We start from the raw sequence: 19,907 nt of genomic DNA, 5'->3' as shown, positions 1-19,907 counted from the left end.
CGCTGAACGAACAAGGGGCTGGATCACCCCCTTGCGTCAGAATGGAGGAGACATAATCCAATGAGGAAATTACTGGGCCTGACGGCACTGGGACTGCTGGTGTCTGCCGGCGTGGCGAATGCTGCCGACAAGGTGGTCGTCGTGACATCCTTTCCGAAGGAACTGACCGATGCATTCGAAGCCGCCTTTGCTGCATCCAACCTGGACTACGAGCTGGAGATCCTGAGCAAGGGAACATCCGCAGCCGTCAAATACATTCAGGAAACCGCCGGAAACAACACGTCCGACCTGATGTGGGCATCCGCCCCCGATGCATTCGAAGTGCTCAAGGGCAACGACCTGCTTGCCAAGGTCGAAATCAACGCCGAAGGCATTCCGGAAAAGATCGGCACGTACCCGATCAATGATCCCGACGGCTTCTACTACGGTTTTGCCGCATCCGGTTACGGCATCATGTGGAACACCCGCTATCTGCAGGCCAACGAGCTGGAACCGGCAAAGGAATGGGAAGACCTGGCCAAGCCGGAATATTTCGGTCATGTCGGCATGTCCGCACCGTCCCGCTCCGGCACCACGCACCTGACGGTCGAAACGCTTCTGCAGGGCGCCGGCTGGGAAAAGGGCTGGGCCGACTGGAAGTGGATTTCCGGTAACATGAACACGGTCACCGAGCGCAGCTTCGGTGTGCCGGATGGCGTCAACTCGGGCAACTTCGGCCTCGGCGTCGTTATCGACTTCTTCGGCTTCTCGTCCCGCGCGTCCGGCTTCCCGGTCGACTTCGCCTATCCGTCGGTCACTGCCGTTGTACCTGCCAACATCGGTGTCGTGAAAAACGCTCCGAACCCGGAAGGTGCAAAGGCGTTCATCGAGTTCGTGCTGTCGCCGGAAGGCCAGCAGGTCCTGTTCGATCCGGCCATCATGCGTCTGCCGGTCAACCCGGCGGCTTATGCGACCGCACCGGACGGCATTCCGAACCCATTCGAAGGCGATGATGTGAAGGCATCGGTCAACTTCGACGCCGACCGCTCGGAAAAGCGCTACAACGTCGTCAATTCCCTGTTCGACGTCATGGTCACCTACCGTCTGACCGAGCTGCGTGAAGCGGTCAGGGCCGTGCAGCTTGCCGAGATTGCACTTGCCGACAAGGACAATGCGGAAGCCAAGGCACTGATCGCCGAAGCACGCGCACTCATCGACGCTACCCCCATCACCGAGGAAGAAAGTCTCGACCCCTCCTTCGCCGCCGTCTTCCAGCAGAAACGCAAGAAGGAAAGCGACGTCATCGAGGGCCGCCAGGCAGAAGTCGAGCAGCAGTGGGATGCCTTCGTGGTCGAGAACTACGCAAAGGCCAAGGCTCTGGCGGAAAAAGCCGCCAGCCTCTGACGGAAAACCAAAAACAACATCACGTCGAACTTGCCGCACCGCCCGGAACAGGGAAGGTGCGGCCTCTTCCCCGGAGTCCATAGCCGATGACTACGAGCAATGCAGCGACTGCGCCTGCAAGGCAGTGGCGCATATTTCCCGAGCTGTCCGGCACCGCAATTGCGGGCGTCGCGATCGCCATCTTCCTGCTGGCGTTTCTCATCCTTCCCGTCCTGAAGGTGACCTATGTCGCCTTCCAGGATCCCCACACAGGAGCCCTGACGCTCCAGAATTTCGGCGATTTCTTCCGCTCGTCGCTGTTCCGCAGTTCCTTCGTGAACTCCTTCTACGTCTCGGCGATGTCCGTGGTCGTGGCAACGGTTATCGCCCTGCCGCTGGCCTATATCACCACCCGTTTCAACTTCGGCGGAAGCGCGCTGATCCAGAGCATCGGCGTCATCCCGCTGATCATGCCGCCCTTCGTCGGCGCCATCGCGATGCAGCTCCTGTTCGGCCGCAACGGCACGGTCAACCTTCTGCTGTCGCAATACCTTGGCTTCAAGATCCCGTTCATGGAAGGTCTGAACGGCGTCATCTTCGTCCAGTCCCTGCACTATTTCCCGTTCATCCTGATCAACCTGTCGGCGTCGCTCCGCAACATCGACAAGGCAATGGAAGAATCGGCGCAGAACCTCGGCTGCACGGGCTTGCGCCTGTTCCGCCGGATCGTGTTCCCGCTCGCCATGCCCGGTTACATTGCCGGCGCCGCGCTGGTGTTCATCAAGGTCTTTGACGATCTCGGCACCCCGTTGCTGCTCAACGTCAACAACATGCTGGCCCCCCAGGCCTATCTGCGCATTTCCTCCGTCGGCATCAGCGATCCGATGGGCTACGTCATTTCCTTCATCCTGGTGGCCTTCTCGGTCTTTTCGCTGTGGGCGTCCTTCCTGTTCATGCGGGGCAAGGATTACGCCACGGTTCAAAAGGGTGGTGGCGGTCTTGCCCGGCGCGACCTGTCGCGCGGCGAGAAGATCGTTGCCTATGGCGTCGTCGTCTTCATCCTGCTTCTGGTCCTGTCGCCGCATTTCGGTCTGACGCTGCTTGCGTTCGGCACGATCTGGTCGTTCAGCCCGCTGCCGGACGGCTACACGCTGGCCAACTTCGCCACCGTGTTCGAACAGTCCCTGCAATATGTGGTCAACACACTGATCTATGCAGGCCTTGCCGCCGGCTTCGACATCATCCTGGGAACGGCAATCGCCTACATCGTGCTGCGAACCGGCATCAAGGGCCGCAAGATGCTCGACTACATGGCGACCGCCGCGCTTGCCGTACCCGGCGTCGTGCTCGGCATCGGGTACCTGCGCCTGTTCCACAGCTTCGAGGTGCCGGTCATCGGCAAGCCGCTGGCGTCCTGGTGGGTCATCATCGTGATCGCCCTGACCGTGCGCCGCCTGCCCTATGCGCTCAGAGCCTGCATGGCCGCGCTTCAGCAGGTCAGCCTGTCGCTTGAGGAAGCAGCGGAAAACCTCGGCGCCTCCAAGGGCCGCTCCATCCGCAGGATCGTCGTTCCGCTGATGGCCGGGGGGATCCTCGCCGGCTTCGTCACCAGCTTTGCCACTGCCGCAGTCGAACTGTCGGCAACCATCATGCTGGTCTCCACCAGCGACGACGCTCCGCTTTCCTACGGGATCTACCTCTACATGCAAAGTCCGTCCGGCCGGGGTGCCGGCGCGGCACTCGGCATCCTCGCCGTCGTGATCGTCGGCCTGGGGACGTACCTGTCGAACCGCATCATCGAGAAGGACCGGGCCCGCAAGGCCGAAGTCCGCGCATCCCACTGAGCGTTCAATTTCGAGGAAACACTTCCAATGACCAGAAAAGCAGTCGAAATACGGATCGAGGACCTGCATCTCTCCTTCGGCACCACCGAAGTCCTGCGCGGCGTCAACATGACCATCGAACCGGGTGAATTCTACGCCTTCCTTGGCCCGTCGGGCTCCGGCAAGTCCACCCTCCTGCGTGCCATTGCAGGCTTCGGTCCTACGCCCAGAGGACGCATTCTCATCGGAGGCCGCGACATTGCCAAGCTTCCGCCCTGGAAACGAAATGTCGGCATGGTGTTCCAGTCCTATGCCCTGTGGCCTCACATGTCGGTTCGTGCCAACGTCGCCTTCGGCCTTGAGGAGCGGAAAGTCGCGCGCAAGGACATCGGTACCCGTGTGGAATCGGCGCTGGAACTCGTCGGCCTCCTGCATCTCGCCGACCGCATGCCTTCCCAGCTTTCCGGTGGCCAGCAACAGCGCGTGGCTCTTGCCCGTACCGTCGTCGTCGAGCCGGATGTCCTGTTGCTCGACGAGCCGCTGTCGAACCTTGACGCCAGCCTGCGCATCCAGATGCGCCGGGAACTTTTGTCCCTTCAAAGGAAGCTGGGCCTGACGACCATCTTCGTCACCCACGACCAGGAAGAGGCCAACACCACCGCCGACCGAATGGCCGTGCTCGACGGCGGTGTCATTCAGCAGATGGGCACGCCGCAGGAGCTCTACGACACGCCGGCAAATCTGTTTGTGGCAAAATTCCTGGGAACCGCAAACATCATCGACGGCACACTTCAGCGTGGCGACGGCGGAAATACCTTCAAGATTGCCTCCGGCGAAGTGCTTCATCTCGGTGCAGGCAGCCCCGACGGTTCTTCGCTCGTGCTGCGGCCGCAGAACATCGAAATCGTCACCGACCAGAACCACCCGGACCTGATTACGGGCAAGGTCAAGCACCGGGAATTTCTCGGCAGCCAGACGCGCTACCTGGTGGAAGCAGCAGGCAGTGAGCTGATCATCGATCAGAAACATGTGGGCGGTGTCGACTGGTACGAACCCGGCATGGAAGTGAAGATGAGCGTCAACACCCGGAACGCCGTGTTGCTCTGACGTTTTTCGGCATCAGGCCAGCACGGGATCGTGCCGGCCTCCTGCCCGGTGCAGGTGTCTTCACGCCATTCAGATCCGGTGCCCGGCCCAACCTCCTCTCACCCTTCTCCCTGCGGGCGGCCGCCACTGCCGGCTGGGAGGAGCTGAAAGCCCAAGGTTCGGGCGTCGGGGCCCGTGAGCGTCAGTTCACGGGCCATCTTTCGCAGAAACACTTGCCAATATGACGCAAGGTCAAGTTTTTGATATCGGAATCGCGATACAGGTCTCGCAGCGCGAAGAAAATCGCAACGCCTTTCAAGCAATTCAGCGGATCAAGGAAGGTTCCGATAACCGGCGATATTAGTCAACTTTGGCTAGGCACTTGCCTCACCGATAAAACTGACCTGGTCATAAATAGTTTGGTAACAACTACCACCTAGCTTTCCCGGATTACTCCTGTGGCGGCATGGAGTTCAGTGAACCACTGAAACTCGATTCATGGGGGAAACATGAGAGCCGCCGGCAATCTTCCGATATCGATGAAACTCGCCATCTGCATGGCTGTTTCCGTTCTGCTTACAATGTCCGTTGCGGTCGTCGGCTATGTCGCGACCCGCCAGATGGGCGGGGCAATTCAAACCTCCCAGACTACGGGCTCTGCCCTGATGTCCATGGCCCAGCTTAACCGCCTGAAAGCGCGTTACGTCGAATCCGGCGATCCGGATGACGTCTCCGTGGTGAAGGACAGCATGACCGACATCTCCGCGACGCTGTCCGTTCTGCAAGCAGGCGGAGAAGACGTTGCCTCGGCGACCGGCAACATTGCGGCATTCTCGACTGCTTTCGACACCCTGGTTGCCTCAGAGGAAGAAATCGAACGCAAACGCCTGCAGATGACGACATCCCTGGAAAACCTGATGGCGATCGGCCACAGCGTTGCCCAGGCGGCAGCGAAACGCGAACAGAAACTGGTCGACGAGCTGCAATCGTTGAGAACAAGCGGGGAAGCAGCCAGTGAACTCGCGCAGGCAGCAACACTTGCCAGCGCCCACTCCATGCAACTCAAGCTGGATCTGGAGACCCTGTTTCGACATCCGGACGCAGCTCACATGAAGGCGGTCAGCAAGTCCTTCGGCAAGTACTATCTCCTGATCCGCAAGCTGACGTCCTCCGCAACCGTGTCGGAAAACCTGCAGCCCGCACGTGACCTTGCCGAAGGCGCCAACGCCATGCGCGCCCTGCTCTCCGCCGTCCAGAAGGATCCGTCCCAGGCCCTGTCCAGGAGAGACGCTCTGACCAAGGGCTTTGATAGCCTTGCCGGACTGACCGATGCCGTGCGCAATGACCTTGGCCGCGCCTTCAAGACGGCCCACGGCGACATGCTGGCGATCGAGGGACTTGCCCGCTCCGCTGTTGCCGAAGCCAAGGCCGGCGACGACTTTGCTGCCGAAGCCCGGGTGTTGTCAGATGCGTTCTGGCAGTTCCAGGTCAACCGGTCGGATCTTACCCGCAAGGCGGTGCTCGACAGTATCGCGGCCCTGCAGATGCAACAGGAACAGGTGTTGTCCACCATGCTGACGGGAGCCGATGCGGTCGCAGCGCGCACCGCAATCGAAACCCTGGGCAGCGCCTTTGCGAAACTGTCTTCAGCCATGGCAGATTTCCGGGTTGCTCTTGCTGCTGCCGACACTGCCGAGACAAAGTTTGCCGAAGGCATTTCCGCGCTCAACGCAAGGCTGGAAACCAGTGCCGCCAGTACGGAAGCAAGGTCGACACTCATCCTGTTGGCGGTGTCCGCGATCGGGCTGGTGTTCGGCATTGCGGCGGCAGTTGCACTCTGGTTCACCGTTGCCCGCCCCGTGTCCGTTCTGACAGCTGCGACCCGTCGCCTGGCTGACGGCGAAGTCGATGTCACGATCGACGGTGCGGTCACGCGCGACGAGGTTGGGCAGCTCCGTCAGGCACTCCTGATTTTCCGTGACAGCCTGCTGGAAAACCGCCGCCTCGGCGAAGAACGGATGCAAAGCCAGTTGGCCAGTGAGGAGCGCCAACAGCATATAGACAAGCTGGTGGCCGGGTTCCGCGATGACATTCAGGACGTCCTGAAGAGCCTGTCCGAAAATGCCGGACAGATGCAGGACACTGCCCAGTCCATGACGGTGATTGCCGAAACGGCATCTTCCCTCACCGGCAACGCCACCGGTTCCTCGAACGAAGCCTCCGGCAACGTTCAGGCCGTCGCGGCTGCCACCGACGAGATGGCTGCCTCGATTGCCGAGATCGCCCGGCAGGTGGAAACGTCAAGCCAGATCGTCAGCAACGCCGCGGACAACGCCAACCGGACCAGCAGCAAGATCACCGGCCTGGCGGAAACCGCACAAAGCATCGAAGGCGTTGTTTCCCTGATTTCCGAGATCGCCGAACAAACCAACCTGCTGGCGCTCAACGCCACCATCGAGGCGGCTCGTGCCGGGGAAGCCGGCAAGGGCTTTGCCGTTGTGGCGGCAGAGGTCAAGTCGCTGGCAACTCAGACCGCAAGAGCGACAAACGAAATCGCCTCGCAGATTGCGGCCATGCAGGCGTCCGCATCGGAAACGGTTACGGCCATCGGCGAGATCGTCGCGATAATGCAGGACGTCTCGGAGTGCACCAGCGCGATTGCCGCTCCCGTTGAGCAGCAGGGCTACGCAACAAACGAAATCGCGCGAAATGCCGCCCTCGCCTCCAATCGAACCATGGCGGTCGTCGAAGACATGTCCAGCGTTTCGGATGCGATCGGCGACACCCGGAAATCCGCAAGCGATGTTCTGAATGCCTCCGACGATCTGAACCAGCAGACAGCACGCATTCGGTCGACCGTGACGACATTCCTCAACGAAGTGGCGGCAGCCTGAGATCAAACGCCTGCCGGGCGGGAGCACCGACTGCTGCCCGCCCAGTTTCCCCCCTGTAAAACCGGTTCGACCCGAACGGACCGCCAACATGACACTTAAGAAGACAACCCGATGACCCATCCGAAAATCATCTTCATGCGCCACGGCGAAACAGAATGGAACCTGATCGGCCGTGCGCAAGGCCGGCTGGATTCTCCCCTGACTGCAAAGGGACGCGAGCAGGCGACTCTCTTGGGAAAGATCCTCGCCCGCGAACTGGTATCAGCCGAAGGTTACGACCAGATGGTCAGCCCCTTGGGCCGAACTCTGGAAACCTCGCAGTACCTGCAGCAGAACTTCGACTTTTCGCCGGTTGAAACCGACCTGCTCGTCGAAATCGATGTCGGCGGTTTGAGCGGCCTGACAAGGCCCGAGATGTTCGAGAAGTATCCCGAGCACATGAACGGCAAGCCCGGCAACACCTGGTATTTTGATGCGCCGGGTGGCGAGACACTGCAGCAGATGCGTGAGCGCGCCGGAGCCTGGCTTGCAGGCCTGACGGGACCGACAATCGCAGTGGCCCATGGCCAGATCGGCAAGGTTATTCGAGGTATCGTTCTTGGCCTCGATGACACCGGGATCCTCAGCCTCAAGGAACCGCAGGGCGTGGTTCATGTGCTTGAAAACGGACAGGAAACGGTCTGGAGCTAAAGACTGCGGGCGTGCCCCCGTTTTGCACGCCCAGCACCTTCCCCCGCGAAAAATACAAGACCAAAACCGGAAGACAGGACGAACCCGTCACTTTGGCAATGGTCTTCCTCCATTGACGCTGTGGACAGGAAACCGGTGCTGCAGCTATACAAAGGAGAGTATTCAGCAAGAACTCCTTTATTTCATTCACTTAGCGGGGGCTACAAGTGAACTATTTGCTGCCAGCACATATTATTCGTTTGGGCGTCATTTTAACGGCCATCGTATTTCTTCAAATAATTTCCAGTACAGGATCCGCCTTTGCGGGTAAGCGTGTCGCGCTCATCATCGGCAATTCGAATTACGAACATATTCAATCTCTGAAAAACCCTGAAAACGACGCCCTCCTCATGGCAAAAACCTTGGGCGATGCCGGTTTTGAAGTGAGGCAACTCATCGACGGCAACTACAGGGATATGAAGCGGGAACTTCTCGAGTTTGGTCGCACCTTGCGGGATTCGTCGATCGAAGCAGGCCTGATCTACTACGCCGGGCACGGTGTGCAGGTACGCGGGGAGAATTATCTCATCCCGGTGAACGCCCTTCTGGCGGATGAGGACGAGGTCGATCTTGAGGGCATCAACGTCAACGACTTCCTCAAGGTGATGAACTCGTCCAGCAGTCCGGTGAACATCGTCGTACTGGATGCCTGTCGCAACAATCCCTTCAAAGGCTCGTTCCGCTCGGCCACCCGTGGCCTTGCCCCCATCGATGCACCCATGGGCACCCTGATCGCCTATGCGACGTCACCCGGGCAGGTCGCGATGGACGGTTCCGCCGGAAATTCCCCCTACACGGCCGCCCTCAGCCGCGCCATTGAGACCAGTCCCGGCGAGCCGATTGAATCCGTCTTCAAGCAGGCCAGGCGCGATGTTCTGGCCGAAACCGCCGACCGGCAGGTGCCTTGGGAAGTCAGCTCGATCACCGGTGATTTCTACTTTTATGAAGACGGTCCGCTGCCAGACGATACCGCCGGAGAAGCCGGCAGCCAGGGCAGCCTCGACGTCGCCTACTGGACCGCCATTCGCGACAATCCTTCCATCTCGGAACTGCGCGCCTATCTCGCCCAGTTTCCAAACGGCCTTTTCGCAGGTGTCGCCGCCAACCGACTGAAGGACCTCGAAGACAAGCCGCAGGTCCAGGCAAGTCTTGCACCGAGCGAAGCCGAGCAACCGATAAACGAAGCTCCGGTCCCGTCCGACCCGAAGGAACTGACGAGGGCCGTCCAGGTGGAACTCAACAGGCTTGGCTGCGACGCAGGTTCGCCAGACGGTGTCTGGGGCCCGAAAAGTGGCCGCGCGCTCGACACCTTGAGGAACGAAGCCAAGCTTCAGCTTGCGTCCTTGTCTCCCAACGCGGCTGTCCTGAAGAAACTTCGGCAGCTCGACGGCAGGATATGTCCGCTGACCTGTTCCGCCCGCTACGTATTGAAGAACAACGAGTGTGTTCTGAAAACCTGCCCGGCCGGACAACTGCTCTCTTCAGCAGGGCAGTGTTACACGAAGTCGAAACCCAGTCCCCAGTCCTCCTCATCCGGAGGCAACTGCTTCACGTTCAACGGCCAGCAATATTGTGACTGACCTGGCAGAGCGGCACACGTGCTCGAGTTTCAGATGATCGGGGCAAGATGGGGTTGATAAAAACTCTGGCAGCCAGCCTGCTTCTTGCGGCCGGCTTTGCAGGAAACGCAAGCGCGGACGACATGTCCGGCAAGACCATAACGATCGACATCACCATGCCGATCTGCGGTTTTGCCGACGGCACACAGTCCTGCGTCTGGGAACACAGCGCGTGGTTCTATCTCGCCGCCATCTTCTTCGCCGGGAACGACGACCTGTTCTATTCCTTTTCGTTTCACTCGAACTTCGAAACGGAAGGCGTCCGGATACCAACCGGCACGGGATCAGGTGAGAGGGTCAATAAAACCAAATCCGGCGACCCGATCGTCCATTTCGTGGATGTTGAGCGGCTCTCCGCAAACCGTCTTCATGCAGTCCACACCATGGAAATGGTTGAAGACGGATACATCCGGAAAAACGCATTCACGCTGGAAATGAACGGCAAGGAGTGCCGGATCCTGGAGTTCAGGCAGGAGCACTTCTCCAACACCCAGCTCAAGTACGCCTATGGAAAGCCGACCTCGCTCATTTGCAAGGTTCAGGACGGTCCGCAAACCGATGTCTATGGAAAGTGACGGCATGGACAGCGCACCGGCAAACCCGCAACCACAGCTCCAAACAAATCCATCAACATCGAATTTCAAGATCCTCCAGATGGAGGGCATTTTCCCGGAAGGAGACTTATTGTGAAGAAGATTTTGTTCCTGGCATTGACGACCTCAATGCTGGGTATGGCCGGTTGCCAGTCGACGGCACCGGAAGGCGCCTCCCCGGCCCAGAGTTCCAAATCAGCTCCCGCGACCTTCGATCTCGGCAGCAAGAAGATTTTCCTGAGCTCGAATATCAAGATCGAGCAGAAGGACTATTATTCCAACACCAACAAGGGTTCGTTCACCGAAACCAACAACCGCACAGGCACCACGGCCGTTCTGATCCGCCAGAACGGCGACAATCTGCTGGTCGCCGATCCGGACAACCAGGCGGGAACCGTGTTTGTGAACGGTAAAAGCGTCAAGACCTCCGGCAGCATCTCCGGCAAGGGCAGGACCAACTGCGTCAAGCTGGAAATCGAGGAAGGCTACAAGCGGAATATCTGTTCGCGCTACACCTACAGCAACGGCATCGTCGAGATTTCCGAAGAGGAAAAGGACCCAGCCGAGGACCGCACCACAAAGCGGACCTACAAGTTCGCCTATGACGGCAACAGCTGCCGCTTCATCAGTTTCTCGGAGTTCTCGAACGCAAAGCGCGGCTATTGTGACGGCCCCTGCCTTGGCTACTACGGCGGCAAGACCAAGTGGCGCTACACAATCAACAGCACATCGACTTCAGGCAACTGCAGCATTCGCTGATTGGACCTGACGCGTTGCCCCGGGCCGCCGCTTTCCAGCTTACGTTTCCCCGGGGCAACCATCCTCACCTGACGGATATGATGGCCGGAGCGCAACGCGGCGAACGCCTATCATTTGCCGCCACTCGCTTCCGGCGTGGCGCGCTTGCCGGACACTTCACCACGCACCCGAAACCCTGACATTTCCCTGATAATTCGCGACCGTTTTCGTACCGTGCCGCGTTATCGAAACACGACCAGCCTGTCGCAATCACAAGCCAGCTTTTCCTGACGATTTGAACCACCGTGTCGTGGCGCTTATGCCGCCATGACGCAATTACGCTATTTTGCCTGTCGATCAGTCGCGATACTGCCGCCACGAAACGGAAATCCGGTGCAGTCGCACGGACCGGACGCAGGCGGACTGCGCTCCGGTCGATGAAAAAGGAATGAGACATGTCAGCATTTCCTGACAAGGCACAGATCGTCATCGTCGGTCTCGGCGGTATCGTCGGCGCGTCGATCGCACATCACCTCATCGAACGCGGCTGGACCGACATTGTCGGCATCGACAAGTCCGGCATTCCGACCGACATCGGTTCGACGGCCCATGCGTCCGACTTCTGCTACACCACCAGCCACGATTATCTGTCCGTCTGGACTACCCAGTATTCCATCGATTTCTTCGACAAGATGGGCCACTACGCCCGCGTCGGCGGTCTGGAAGTCGCGCGCACCGGCGACGACACCTGGATGGAGGAAATCAAGCGCAAGGTCACTTCGGGCAAGGCCTTCGGCACCAATGTGCGCCTCGTAACCCCGGCCGAGATCAAGGAAAAGTTTCCGTTGATCGAAGAGGACATGGTCCAGGGCGGCATGTGGGATCCGGATGCAGGTCTCGTTATCCCGCGCTCGCAGACCGTTGCCGGCAAGCTGGTCGATGAAGGCGAAAAGACCGGCAAGCTGAAGGCCTTTGCCAACACCCCGGCCCAATCCCTCATCGTCGAGGACGGACACATCAAGGGCGTGAAGACCCACCGCGGCACGATCATGGCCGATCATGTCATCGTCTGCGCCGGTCTCTGGGGCCGCCTGATTGCCGAAATGGTCGGCGAAGACCTGCCGGTGATGCCGGTCGATCACCCGCTGACCTTCTTCGGTCCGTACAATGAATTCGCAGGCACCGGCAAGGACATCGGCTATCCGCTGCTGCGCGACCAGGGCAACTCCGCCTATATGCGCGACACGGGCGATCCGAAGACCGCAGAAGGCGGCCAGATCGAGTGGGGGTACTACGAGCCGACCCACCCGCGCATGTGCCACCCGCGCGATCTCCTGGAAAAGGATCAGGCCCGCCTGTCCCCCTCCCAGCGCGACCTGGAGATGGAACAGGTCATGGAGCCGCTCGAGCGCGCCATGGAACTGACCCCGATCCTGGGCGAGATCGGCTACAACGAAAGCCATTCCTTCAACGGCCTCCTGCAGGTGTCCGCCGCAGGCGGCCCCTCCTGCGGCGAAAGCCAGAAAGTGCGCGGCCTTTGGTACTGCGTTGCCATCTGGGTCAAGGACGGACCGGGCTACGGCAAGCTGCTGGCAGACTGGATCACCGATGGCCGGACCGAAATCGACCATGCGTCCATCGATTATTCGCGCTTCTATTCCCACCAGCTGACCGAGAAATACATCGAGGACCGCTGCTACGAAGCCGCACAGAAGATCTACTTCCCGGCGATCCACCCGCGTGAGCCTTACCTCACGAGCCGCAGCGTGAAGCGGTCTCCGTTCTATGACCGCGAGGTCGAACTCGGCGGCTACTTCATGGAACTGGGCGGCTGGGAACGCGCGCATGGCTATGCCGCCAACGAGCACCTGCTGGAAAAATACGGCGATCGGGTTCCGGTTCGTGAAAACGAATGGGACAGCCGCCATTTCTGGCGCGTTTCCAACGCCGAACAGCTCGAACTCAGCGAAAACTGCGGCATCATCAACCTGTCGCACTTCTACATGTTCGATGTCGAAGGCCCGGACCACGTGGACCTGCTGGAGTGGCTGTGTGCCGCGAAGATCGGCGGCGATGCCAACATCGGCAAGGGTATCTACACCCACTTCCTTGATGACGAAGGCAACGTGCGTGCCGACCTCACGGTCTTCCGCATGGCCGACCGCTGCCGCATCGTCGACGGCGCCGACGCCGGTCCGCGCGACTATCACTATGTGAAGCGCATCGCCGAGGACAAGGGCTTCGACGTCACGGTGACCGACGTCAGCGAGCAGTACACCACCATCGGCATCTGGGGCCCGAACGCCCGCGAGAACCTGAAGAAAGTGGTTGCCGACCCGGCAGCGCTCGATCCGGAAAACTTCCCCTTCGCAGGCATTCGCCAGATCGAGATTGCCGGCAAGTCCGTCATGGCCCTGCGCCTGTCCTATGTCGGTGAACAGGGCTGGGAACTGCACATGAAATACGAAGACGGCCTGGCCGTCTGGGACGCTCTGCGGTCAACAGGTGTCATCGCGGTCGGTGTCGAAACCTACGCCAACTCGCGCCGCATGGAAAAATCCCTGCGCCTGCAGAACGCCGACCTTCTGACCCAGTACAACCTCTATGAGGCTGATCTCGCCCGTCCGAAGGTCAAGGAAGCGGATTTCCGCGGCAAGGCAAAGCACGTCGAATACCGGGAACGCGACAAGCAGCCGGCCATGCTCTGCACGCTGGTGATGCTTGAAAACACCGATGCGAAGGGCGTCAAACGCTACCCGGTCGGCGCGATGCCGGTTCAGGATCCGGACACCGGCAAGACGCTGGTCGACAGCCTGGGCCGTATTTCCTACACGACGTCGGTCGCCTACGGCCCAACCATCGGCAAGAACATCGCTCTTGCCTACCTGCCGCAGGAATACTGCCAGGTCGGCCGCAAGCTGAATGTCGAGTATTTCTCCGAAACCTACCCGGTCGAGGTTGCCGGTGTCGGCTATCAGCCGCTCTACGATCCGGAAAACCTGAAGCCGCGGTCCTGATGATCAGGGCCCGTGGCAGGCAACGGCTTGCCACGGGCTGACCTCAGGTCACAAGAACAAGCTAAAGCCCCATCTCACGACCCCAAAAAGCGCCGCTCGCCGGCGCTTTTTCCTTTCGTGGCACGTGCGGCGGCCTTAACCGCCCCGCATGACAATCCCTTCGTCGACCCATCTGTCGAAAACGCCAAGCGCTGCATCCGCGAAGGCGTGGTCGTTGATATGGGCCGACACCTCGCTAATCTCGACACGGCCGGGAAAGACCGTCCTGACTTCATCGATGAAGGCCGCCAGTCCGTTCGGATCGTGCGCCTCTTCGCCTTCCTTGTCCCAGGCCTCGATACCGCCAAGCGGCAACAGGAAATGGGTCGGCCCCTTGGCCGCCTCCAGCCGGTCGGCAAGTACGTTGGCCCACTGCCGGCGCTCCTCCCGGTTGAAGACGGAACTCTTGATCAGTCGGTTATGTTCGTGGAACGGCCGGTCGGCATATTGCGCCGGGATCTCCTGCCAGCCGGCAAAGTCCACCAGATCAAGCGCGCCTGGCGCCACGATCTGCGGTGTACCCTGCGCGCCCGCATTCTGCAGCCGGTCCGGCCCGCTGCTGACCAGCGACCCGGCCAGCAGATTGCCGAATTCCTGCAGGCAGAAATCCATGACGCAGCAAAAGGCCCCTTCCCGCGCAAGGCTCTCGAAAGCCATGCCGCCCATGCCGGTGGAATGGAAGACCGCCACTTCGTACCCGCGCTCTTCCAGCGCAGGTTTCAGCAGTTTCATGTAGGATAGGCAACTGGAGCCGAGTGATGTCATGCCGACCAGCGGTTTTGAGCGGTCCGGCATCTGTGCGGCTTTCGCAGCCCCCAGCACGGCGCCCGCGGCCTGCGCCAGCGACGACTTGCAGATTTCGTTCAGACCATAAAGACCACCGGCCCACAGGATCATCTGGATATCCGGGGCCAGCCGTTCCGGCGGGATCAGCGGCGAGAAGCTGACCGTGGAGACGATGAATTTTGGCACACCCATCGGCAGCGCCTGGGCGCAATCGAGTGCCAGATCCGTTCCCATGGTTCCGCCAAGCGCAATCATGCCGTCGATCCGGCCCTGCGCATAAAGGTCGGCGACAAGCTTCGCCGCGCCCTGCGCCATCACCTGAAACGCCTTGTTCTCGTCGCCTTGCGCGATCACATCCTCGATGGACATGCCGCCCGCTTTGGCAACCTCATGCTTGGAAATGCCGGTCGGACTGGCCGGATCGCCCAGCACGCTGACATCCATCGTCAGCACCGCGCCGCCCTGATCGCGTATGGTCTGCTCGATGAACTCCAGTTCGGCATTCTTGGTGTCGTAGGTCCCGATGGACAGGATCGTCTTGGTCATGTCTATCCTCAGAGCTGGATCCAGGCTGTCTTCAGGTCGACATACTTGTCGAGCGCGTGCAGCGACTTGTCGTGACCATTGCCGGACTGCTTCATGCCGCCAAGCGGCACGGTCATGTCTGAACCACCGTAGGTGTTCACATGAATGACGCCGGACCGGACACCGGCAATCATCCGGTGCGCCCGGCCGAGATCGGATGTCCAGACACCGGCGGCGAGACCGTATTCGGTGCAATTGGCGATCCGGATCGCCTCTTCCTCGTCCTTGAAGGCCGTCAGGGCCAGAACTGGGCCAAACACTTCCTTTTGCGCAATCGTGTCCTGCGGCTTGACCCCGGTCATGACGGTGGGCGCCATGTAATAGCCGCCGGTCTCCGTCAGGATTCGCATTCCCCCGGTGCGGCGCTCCGCGCCCTCGGTTTCTGCTGTCTCCACGAACCTCAGGTCGGCTTCCAGTTGAGGCAGCGAATGCACCGCGCCGATCTGGCTGGAAAGATCCAGCGGATCGCCCACCTTGAAAGCTTCCGCTTCCCGGCAGATCGCGGCAACGAAATCGTCGTGAATGTCCTCCTGCACCAGCAGGCGCGAACCGGCGACACAGACCTGGCCGGAATTGCGGAAGATCCCCGCCGCCGACACCTTGGCTGCTTTTGCCAGATCAGCCGCATCATTGAAGACAATGTTGGGGGACTTGCCGCCAAGTTCCAGATAGCAGCGCTTCAGGTTGGATCTGGCGGAATATTCAAGAAGCCGTCGCCCTGTCGCACCAGAACCGGTGAAGACCAGGATGTCGACATCCATGGATAGGGCCAGGGCTTCGCCGACAACCGCACCGGGCCCGGTCACCACGTTGAAGACACCGTCCGGAACCCCTGCCTCGGACGCCAGCTCGGCAATTCTGAGCAGGCTGAGCGAGGCTGTTTCCGCCGGTTTCAGCACGATGGAATTTCCCATGGCGAGCGCCGGCGCAATCTTCCAGGCACCGATCATCAGCGGAAAGTTCCAGGGAACGATAGCCCCAACCACCCCGACAGGCGCCCGGTGGATGAGACCAAGCACATTGTCTGCAGTCGGTGCGATCTCGCCATAGATCTTGTCGAGCGCTTCGGCGTAATACCGGAAGGTCCCGGCGGCCGACAAAGCCTCGGCCTTGAAGGCCATGTTGATCTCGGTGCCGTTGTCGCGCACGCCGAGAACAGCAAGCTCAAGCGCTTTCGCCTCGATCAGGTCAGCGAGCTTCAGCAGCACCTTCTTGCGATGCGCCGGAGCGGCCTTCGACCAGCGGCCATCCTCGAACGCCTTGCGTGCGCCCTCGACGGCAAGCGTCACATCGGCGGCCGTTCCGCTTGCGATCTTCGTCAGCAGCTTGCCGTCGATGGGGGAAAGCACCTCCAGCGTTGCCCCGTCCCGGGACGCGGCAAAGGCCCCGTTTACAAAATGCCCCTGCTCACCAACGGGCTGGTCGCGCAAGGCATCGATTGCGGCCTGATCAAGCATCTTGGTTGTTACCCTTGCTGGGTTGAAGTTTCGGAACTGTCCTCTTCACGCTCCAGCCGCACCTTGTGCTCGCGGATGACCGCACGCACGTGCAGGACGAGAATGAGAATGATGGCAATGAAGAGAATGGCGGCGATCGGTCGGTCGATGAAATCGAACGGGGAATTCACCCGCGCCATGGCGCTGCGCAGTTTCACCTCCATGATGCCGCCGAGCACCATGCCGAGGATGATCGGCACGATGGGAAGGTTGAGCCGCTTCAGCACCAGACCGAAGACCCCGAACCCGGCGGCAATCGCGCAGTCGGTCACCGAGTTGCGCAGCGAGAACACGCCGACAAAGGACAGCGTCATGATCATCACCCCCAGGAACCGCGTCGGGATCTGGATGATCTTGAGCAGCAGCCCGGTGGAGGACAGCAGGAAGATCAGCACGATGATGTTCAGCAGGATCAGCGCCAGATAGAGCGCGACCACGAAATCGAGCTGCCCCTGGAACAGCTGCGGGCCGGGGATGACGTTGTGGACATAGAACACCGACAGCATCATTGCCGTCAGTGCCTCGCCCGGAATGCCAAGCGCAAGCAGCGGGATCATCGCCGCACCGGGCACCGCATTGTTGGCAGCTTCCGATGCGATCAGTCCTTCAGGCGAGCCCTTGCCGAAAAGGTCCGGATCCTTAGAGGTTTTCTGCGCATAGGTGTAGGACAGGAACTGGGCCGTGAATTCGCCGACGCCGGGGATCATGCCCATAAGCACGCCGAAGCTGGAAGAAACGGTCGCCACCCGTTTGAACGCGAACAGCTCCTTGAGCCCGGCAAAGAGATTGCCCTCGACCTTGGCCGATCCGGGTTGATGTTCCTTGTCGACCAGCAGCAGCAACGCTTGCGAGATCGCAAAGAGACCGAGCACCACCACGATGAGATCGACACCGGAGGTGAGCCAGCTCTGGTCGAAGGTGAAGCGCTTGGTGTATTTGGCAGGCTCCAGGCCGATGGTGCTCAGGAAGATGCCGAAACAGGCCAGCATGCCGGCGGCAAAAACCTGTCCGCGGTGCGCAACCACAACCAGGATTATGCCCATTAGTGCGGCCAGGAAGATCTCGCGGCTGCCGAAATGCGGTGCGATCATCGCCAGCACCGGCGAGAGGACGATCAGGCACAGGATCGAGAACATGCCGCCGAAGAAAGAAGCCGAATAGGCGAGCGACAGCGCCCGATGCCCTTGCCCCTTCTTGGTCATGGGATAGCCGTCATAGGTGGTCAGCGCATTGACCGCCGTACCCGGTGTGTTAATCAGCACCGCCGGAATGGCACCGCCATACATGGATGAGCCATAGACTCCGAGTAGCAGGGTCAAGCCGACGATAGGTTCGAAGGAAAAGGTTGCCGGCAGCAGTATCGCGATGGCAACGGCAGCTCCGACACCAGGAATTGCGCCGATGATGACACCACCGATGGAGCCGATCACCAGGGCCGCAAGAACGTCCCATTGGGCAAGCATGGACAGGCTGGAGAGGATCAGTTCCATTCTCGCCTCACAGATAGGTCAGGGCAAAGGCGCGGATGCCGTCAGGCAGCGCCTCGTAGATATGGCCGGCGGGAACCTTGACCTGCAAAAACGCGCGGAAGATCACCACCACAGAAATGCTGAAGGCAACCGCGGCACCCAGGTTGAGAGGCGTTGCCTCGCCAATCCGGACACACAGAAACAAGGTGAAGGCGAGTGTTGCCGGCAGGTAGCCGAGTTGCGGTACCAGGAGCACGTAGATCAGGAAATAGGCCACGAACTCGAACGACTTCATCCAGAAGCCGACCTCGCGCCATCGGCCCGGAATGCGCTTGGAGCAAAGCGAACCAATGAAATGCAGGCTGGCGAACAGCACCATGCCGCCGATAGCGACTGTGGGCCAGAACCTTGGCTGTGCGAACCACTTGGTCCGCTTGGCCCAGACCGTCTCACCCGGGATCTGCGACAGAAGAAATAGGGAAAATGCCAGGAACAGGATTGCAAACACGATGTCGCCGGGCCGGCGATAGCGTTTGAACAGTTCCTGCAGCGTCTTGATGCGCGCCAAGCCGAACCCTCCTTGGAACCCGAAAGCAACCGGCCGGCGCGAGATGCGCCGGCCGAAATAGTCGCCTTACTGTTCGATCAGCTCGGAGATTTTCTGAAGCGCCGCCGCATCAGCCTCGATCTGCTGTTCGGACTGAACCGGGTCCTGCCAGTAGATCAGGACGCCGGTCTGGCCGATCAGCTCGAGCGCCTGCGGCGACTTGAGCGCAGCTTGCGCAGCTTCGGAAATCTTGATCCGCGCATCTTCGGGAACGTCCTTGTGAACGAACAGCCCGTTCCACAGCGCAACCGACAGATCCGGGTTGATTTCCTGCATGGTCTGCACGTTCGGCGTCAGGGACGTCCGTTCCTTGCCGATGCTGGCCAGGATCTTGACCTCGCCGAGGCACGGCTGGATCTGCTGCAGTGTCGTGTTGATGACGTCGACATCGCCGGAGGCCAGCGTGTTGCAGTTCAGCTCGTCAAAAGCCGCTTCGCTGGCAAAATCGAAGCCGGAGGTCTTGGCGGCAGCGAAGGTGATCTGGGTGGGCGGCAGGAACGAACCGAAATGGCCGAGAGCGATCTCGTTTTCCTTGGCGTAATCAGCCAACTCCGCCCACGTGGCGTAGGGCGCGTCTGCGCCAGCGGCAATCACGAACGGATAGGTCATGAAAATGCCGATCGGCTCGAACGGGTTCGGCGAAAGTTCGGGAATTCCGATCTGCGGACCACCAATCGGCACGTCGGTCACGAAAGAGCCGACCGTATAACCGTCGGCAGGCGCCGTTGCGACTTCCACTGCACCAGGGAACGGACCACCGCCGCCACCCGGCTTGTTCACGACCGCTGCCGGCACGCCGTACATTTCCTGGAACTTGTCCGCGATCAGACGGGTCAGCACGTCTTCCAGGTCCCCCGGAGGCCACGGAACGATGAACGATACAGGCTTTTCCGGATATTCAGCCAGAGCGGCCGTTGCCGACATCAATGTCGCGGCCGTCAGGGCGATCACTTGCTTCTTCATTTCAACAGTCCCTTTTCTGGTCAGGTGACAGCCGGACTTTGCGCCGGTCTTGGTCATTTTTTATTTGCTTTGTTAATTATTGTGATCTTAAATAACAAGAT

General features: G+C 60.2%; 14 protein-coding genes. 9 read left to right on the top strand and 5 right to left on the bottom strand.

Annotated features, from left to right (window positions below; translation table 11 throughout):
* The first annotated feature begins 60 nt into the window (after positions 1-60).
* From HEP89_RS14050 to HEP89_RS14010, 9 genes are all read left to right on the top strand, one after another.
* Positions 61-1,383, top strand: a complete 1,323-nt coding sequence (locus tag HEP89_RS14050) for an extracellular solute-binding protein (protein WP_023003311.1) — start codon at positions 61-63, stop codon at positions 1,381-1,383.
* A gap of 86 nt (positions 1,384-1,469) precedes the next feature.
* A complete protein-coding gene (locus HEP89_RS14045; protein ID WP_055656025.1) occupies positions 1,470-3,206 on the top strand; it encodes an iron ABC transporter permease in 1,737 nt (578 codons plus the stop codon).
* A 27-nt stretch (positions 3,207-3,233) separates the two neighbouring features.
* The gene (locus HEP89_RS14040; protein ID WP_023003308.1) at positions 3,234-4,292 is read left to right on the top strand and encodes an ABC transporter ATP-binding protein; all 1,059 of its coding nucleotides are present in this window, start codon (positions 3,234-3,236) and stop codon (positions 4,290-4,292) included.
* A 488-nt stretch (positions 4,293-4,780) separates the two neighbouring features.
* Positions 4,781-7,165 carry a methyl-accepting chemotaxis protein gene (locus HEP89_RS14035; protein ID WP_168692301.1) on the top strand — a complete coding sequence of 795 codons (2,385 nt, stop codon included), beginning with the start codon at positions 4,781-4,783 and terminating at the stop codon, positions 7,163-7,165.
* A gap of 111 nt (positions 7,166-7,276) precedes the next feature.
* The gene (locus tag HEP89_RS14030) at positions 7,277-7,855 is read left to right on the top strand and encodes a histidine phosphatase family protein (RefSeq protein WP_077291979.1); all 579 of its coding nucleotides are present in this window, start codon (positions 7,277-7,279) and stop codon (positions 7,853-7,855) included.
* A 206-nt stretch (positions 7,856-8,061) separates the two neighbouring features.
* Positions 8,062-9,474, top strand: coding sequence for a caspase domain-containing protein (locus HEP89_RS14025; RefSeq protein WP_168692300.1), 1,413 nt, complete (start codon positions 8,062-8,064; stop codon positions 9,472-9,474).
* A 47-nt stretch (positions 9,475-9,521) separates the two neighbouring features.
* Complete coding sequence (locus HEP89_RS14020) at positions 9,522-10,088, top strand: hypothetical protein (RefSeq protein WP_023003297.1); 567 nt, start codon at positions 9,522-9,524, stop codon at positions 10,086-10,088.
* 111 nt (positions 10,089-10,199) lie between these two features.
* Positions 10,200-10,865: a hypothetical protein gene (locus tag HEP89_RS14015; RefSeq protein WP_168692299.1), complete on the top strand. Its 666-nt coding sequence runs from the start codon at positions 10,200-10,202 to the stop codon at positions 10,863-10,865.
* A 434-nt stretch (positions 10,866-11,299) separates the two neighbouring features.
* Positions 11,300-13,861 carry an FAD-dependent oxidoreductase gene (locus HEP89_RS14010; protein WP_168692298.1) on the top strand — a complete coding sequence of 854 codons (2,562 nt, stop codon included), beginning with the start codon at positions 11,300-11,302 and terminating at the stop codon, positions 13,859-13,861.
* Between the two features lie 135 nt (positions 13,862-13,996).
* Here HEP89_RS14010 and HEP89_RS14005 read toward each other — a convergent pair whose 3' ends face one another.
* From HEP89_RS14005 to HEP89_RS13985, 5 genes are all read right to left on the bottom strand, one after another.
* Complete coding sequence (locus HEP89_RS14005) at positions 13,997-15,232, bottom strand: Tm-1-like ATP-binding domain-containing protein (RefSeq protein ID WP_168692297.1); 1,236 nt, start codon at positions 15,230-15,232, stop codon at positions 13,997-13,999.
* Positions 15,233-15,240: 8 nt separating this feature from the next.
* Positions 15,241-16,728 carry an aldehyde dehydrogenase gene (locus tag HEP89_RS14000; RefSeq protein WP_168692296.1) on the bottom strand — a complete coding sequence of 496 codons (1,488 nt, stop codon included), beginning with the start codon at positions 16,726-16,728 and terminating at the stop codon, positions 15,241-15,243.
* An 8-nt stretch (positions 16,729-16,736) separates the two neighbouring features.
* A complete protein-coding gene (locus HEP89_RS13995; protein ID WP_168692295.1) occupies positions 16,737-18,257 on the bottom strand; it encodes a tripartite tricarboxylate transporter permease in 1,521 nt (506 codons plus the stop codon).
* Between the two features lie 7 nt (positions 18,258-18,264).
* Positions 18,265-18,804 (bottom strand): tripartite tricarboxylate transporter TctB family protein, encoded by a 540-nt coding sequence (locus HEP89_RS13990; protein ID WP_077291971.1) that lies wholly within the window; start codon positions 18,802-18,804, stop codon positions 18,265-18,267.
* 66 nt (positions 18,805-18,870) lie between these two features.
* Positions 18,871-19,806 (bottom strand): tripartite tricarboxylate transporter substrate binding protein, encoded by a 936-nt coding sequence (locus tag HEP89_RS13985; protein WP_031270417.1) that lies wholly within the window; start codon positions 19,804-19,806, stop codon positions 18,871-18,873.
* Between the last annotated feature and the right edge of the window lie 101 nt (positions 19,807-19,907).

Origin of the sequence: Labrenzia sp. 5N (assembly GCF_012395805.1) — a bacterium.
Lineage (GTDB): Bacteria > Pseudomonadota > Alphaproteobacteria > Rhizobiales > Stappiaceae > Roseibium > Roseibium algicola.
Note: the sequence above shows the minus strand (reverse complement) of the source record. Positions and strands in the feature narration are given on the sequence as shown.

Coding starts and splice junctions, on each gene's coding strand:
- HEP89_RS14050 (WP_023003311.1), top strand. CDS start 61: ATGAGGAAATTACTGGGCCTGACGGCACTGGGACTGCTGGTGTCTGCC.
- HEP89_RS14045 (WP_055656025.1), top strand. CDS start 1,470: ATGACTACGAGCAATGCAGCGACTGCGCCTGCAAGGCAGTGGCGCATA.
- HEP89_RS14040 (WP_023003308.1), top strand. CDS start 3,234: ATGACCAGAAAAGCAGTCGAAATACGGATCGAGGACCTGCATCTCTCC.
- HEP89_RS14035 (WP_168692301.1), top strand. CDS start 4,781: ATGAGAGCCGCCGGCAATCTTCCGATATCGATGAAACTCGCCATCTGC.
- HEP89_RS14030 (WP_077291979.1), top strand. CDS start 7,277: ATGACCCATCCGAAAATCATCTTCATGCGCCACGGCGAAACAGAATGG.
- HEP89_RS14020 (WP_023003297.1), top strand. CDS start 9,522: ATGGGGTTGATAAAAACTCTGGCAGCCAGCCTGCTTCTTGCGGCCGGC.
- HEP89_RS14010 (WP_168692298.1), top strand. CDS start 11,300: ATGTCAGCATTTCCTGACAAGGCACAGATCGTCATCGTCGGTCTCGGC.
- HEP89_RS14005 (WP_168692297.1), bottom strand. CDS start 15,232: ATGACCAAGACGATCCTGTCCATCGGGACCTACGACACCAAGAATGCC.
- HEP89_RS14000 (WP_168692296.1), bottom strand. CDS start 16,728: ATGCTTGATCAGGCCGCAATCGATGCCTTGCGCGACCAGCCCGTTGGT.
- HEP89_RS13995 (WP_168692295.1), bottom strand. CDS start 18,257: ATGGAACTGATCCTCTCCAGCCTGTCCATGCTTGCCCAATGGGACGTT.
- HEP89_RS13985 (WP_031270417.1), bottom strand. CDS start 19,806: ATGAAGAAGCAAGTGATCGCCCTGACGGCCGCGACATTGATGTCGGCA.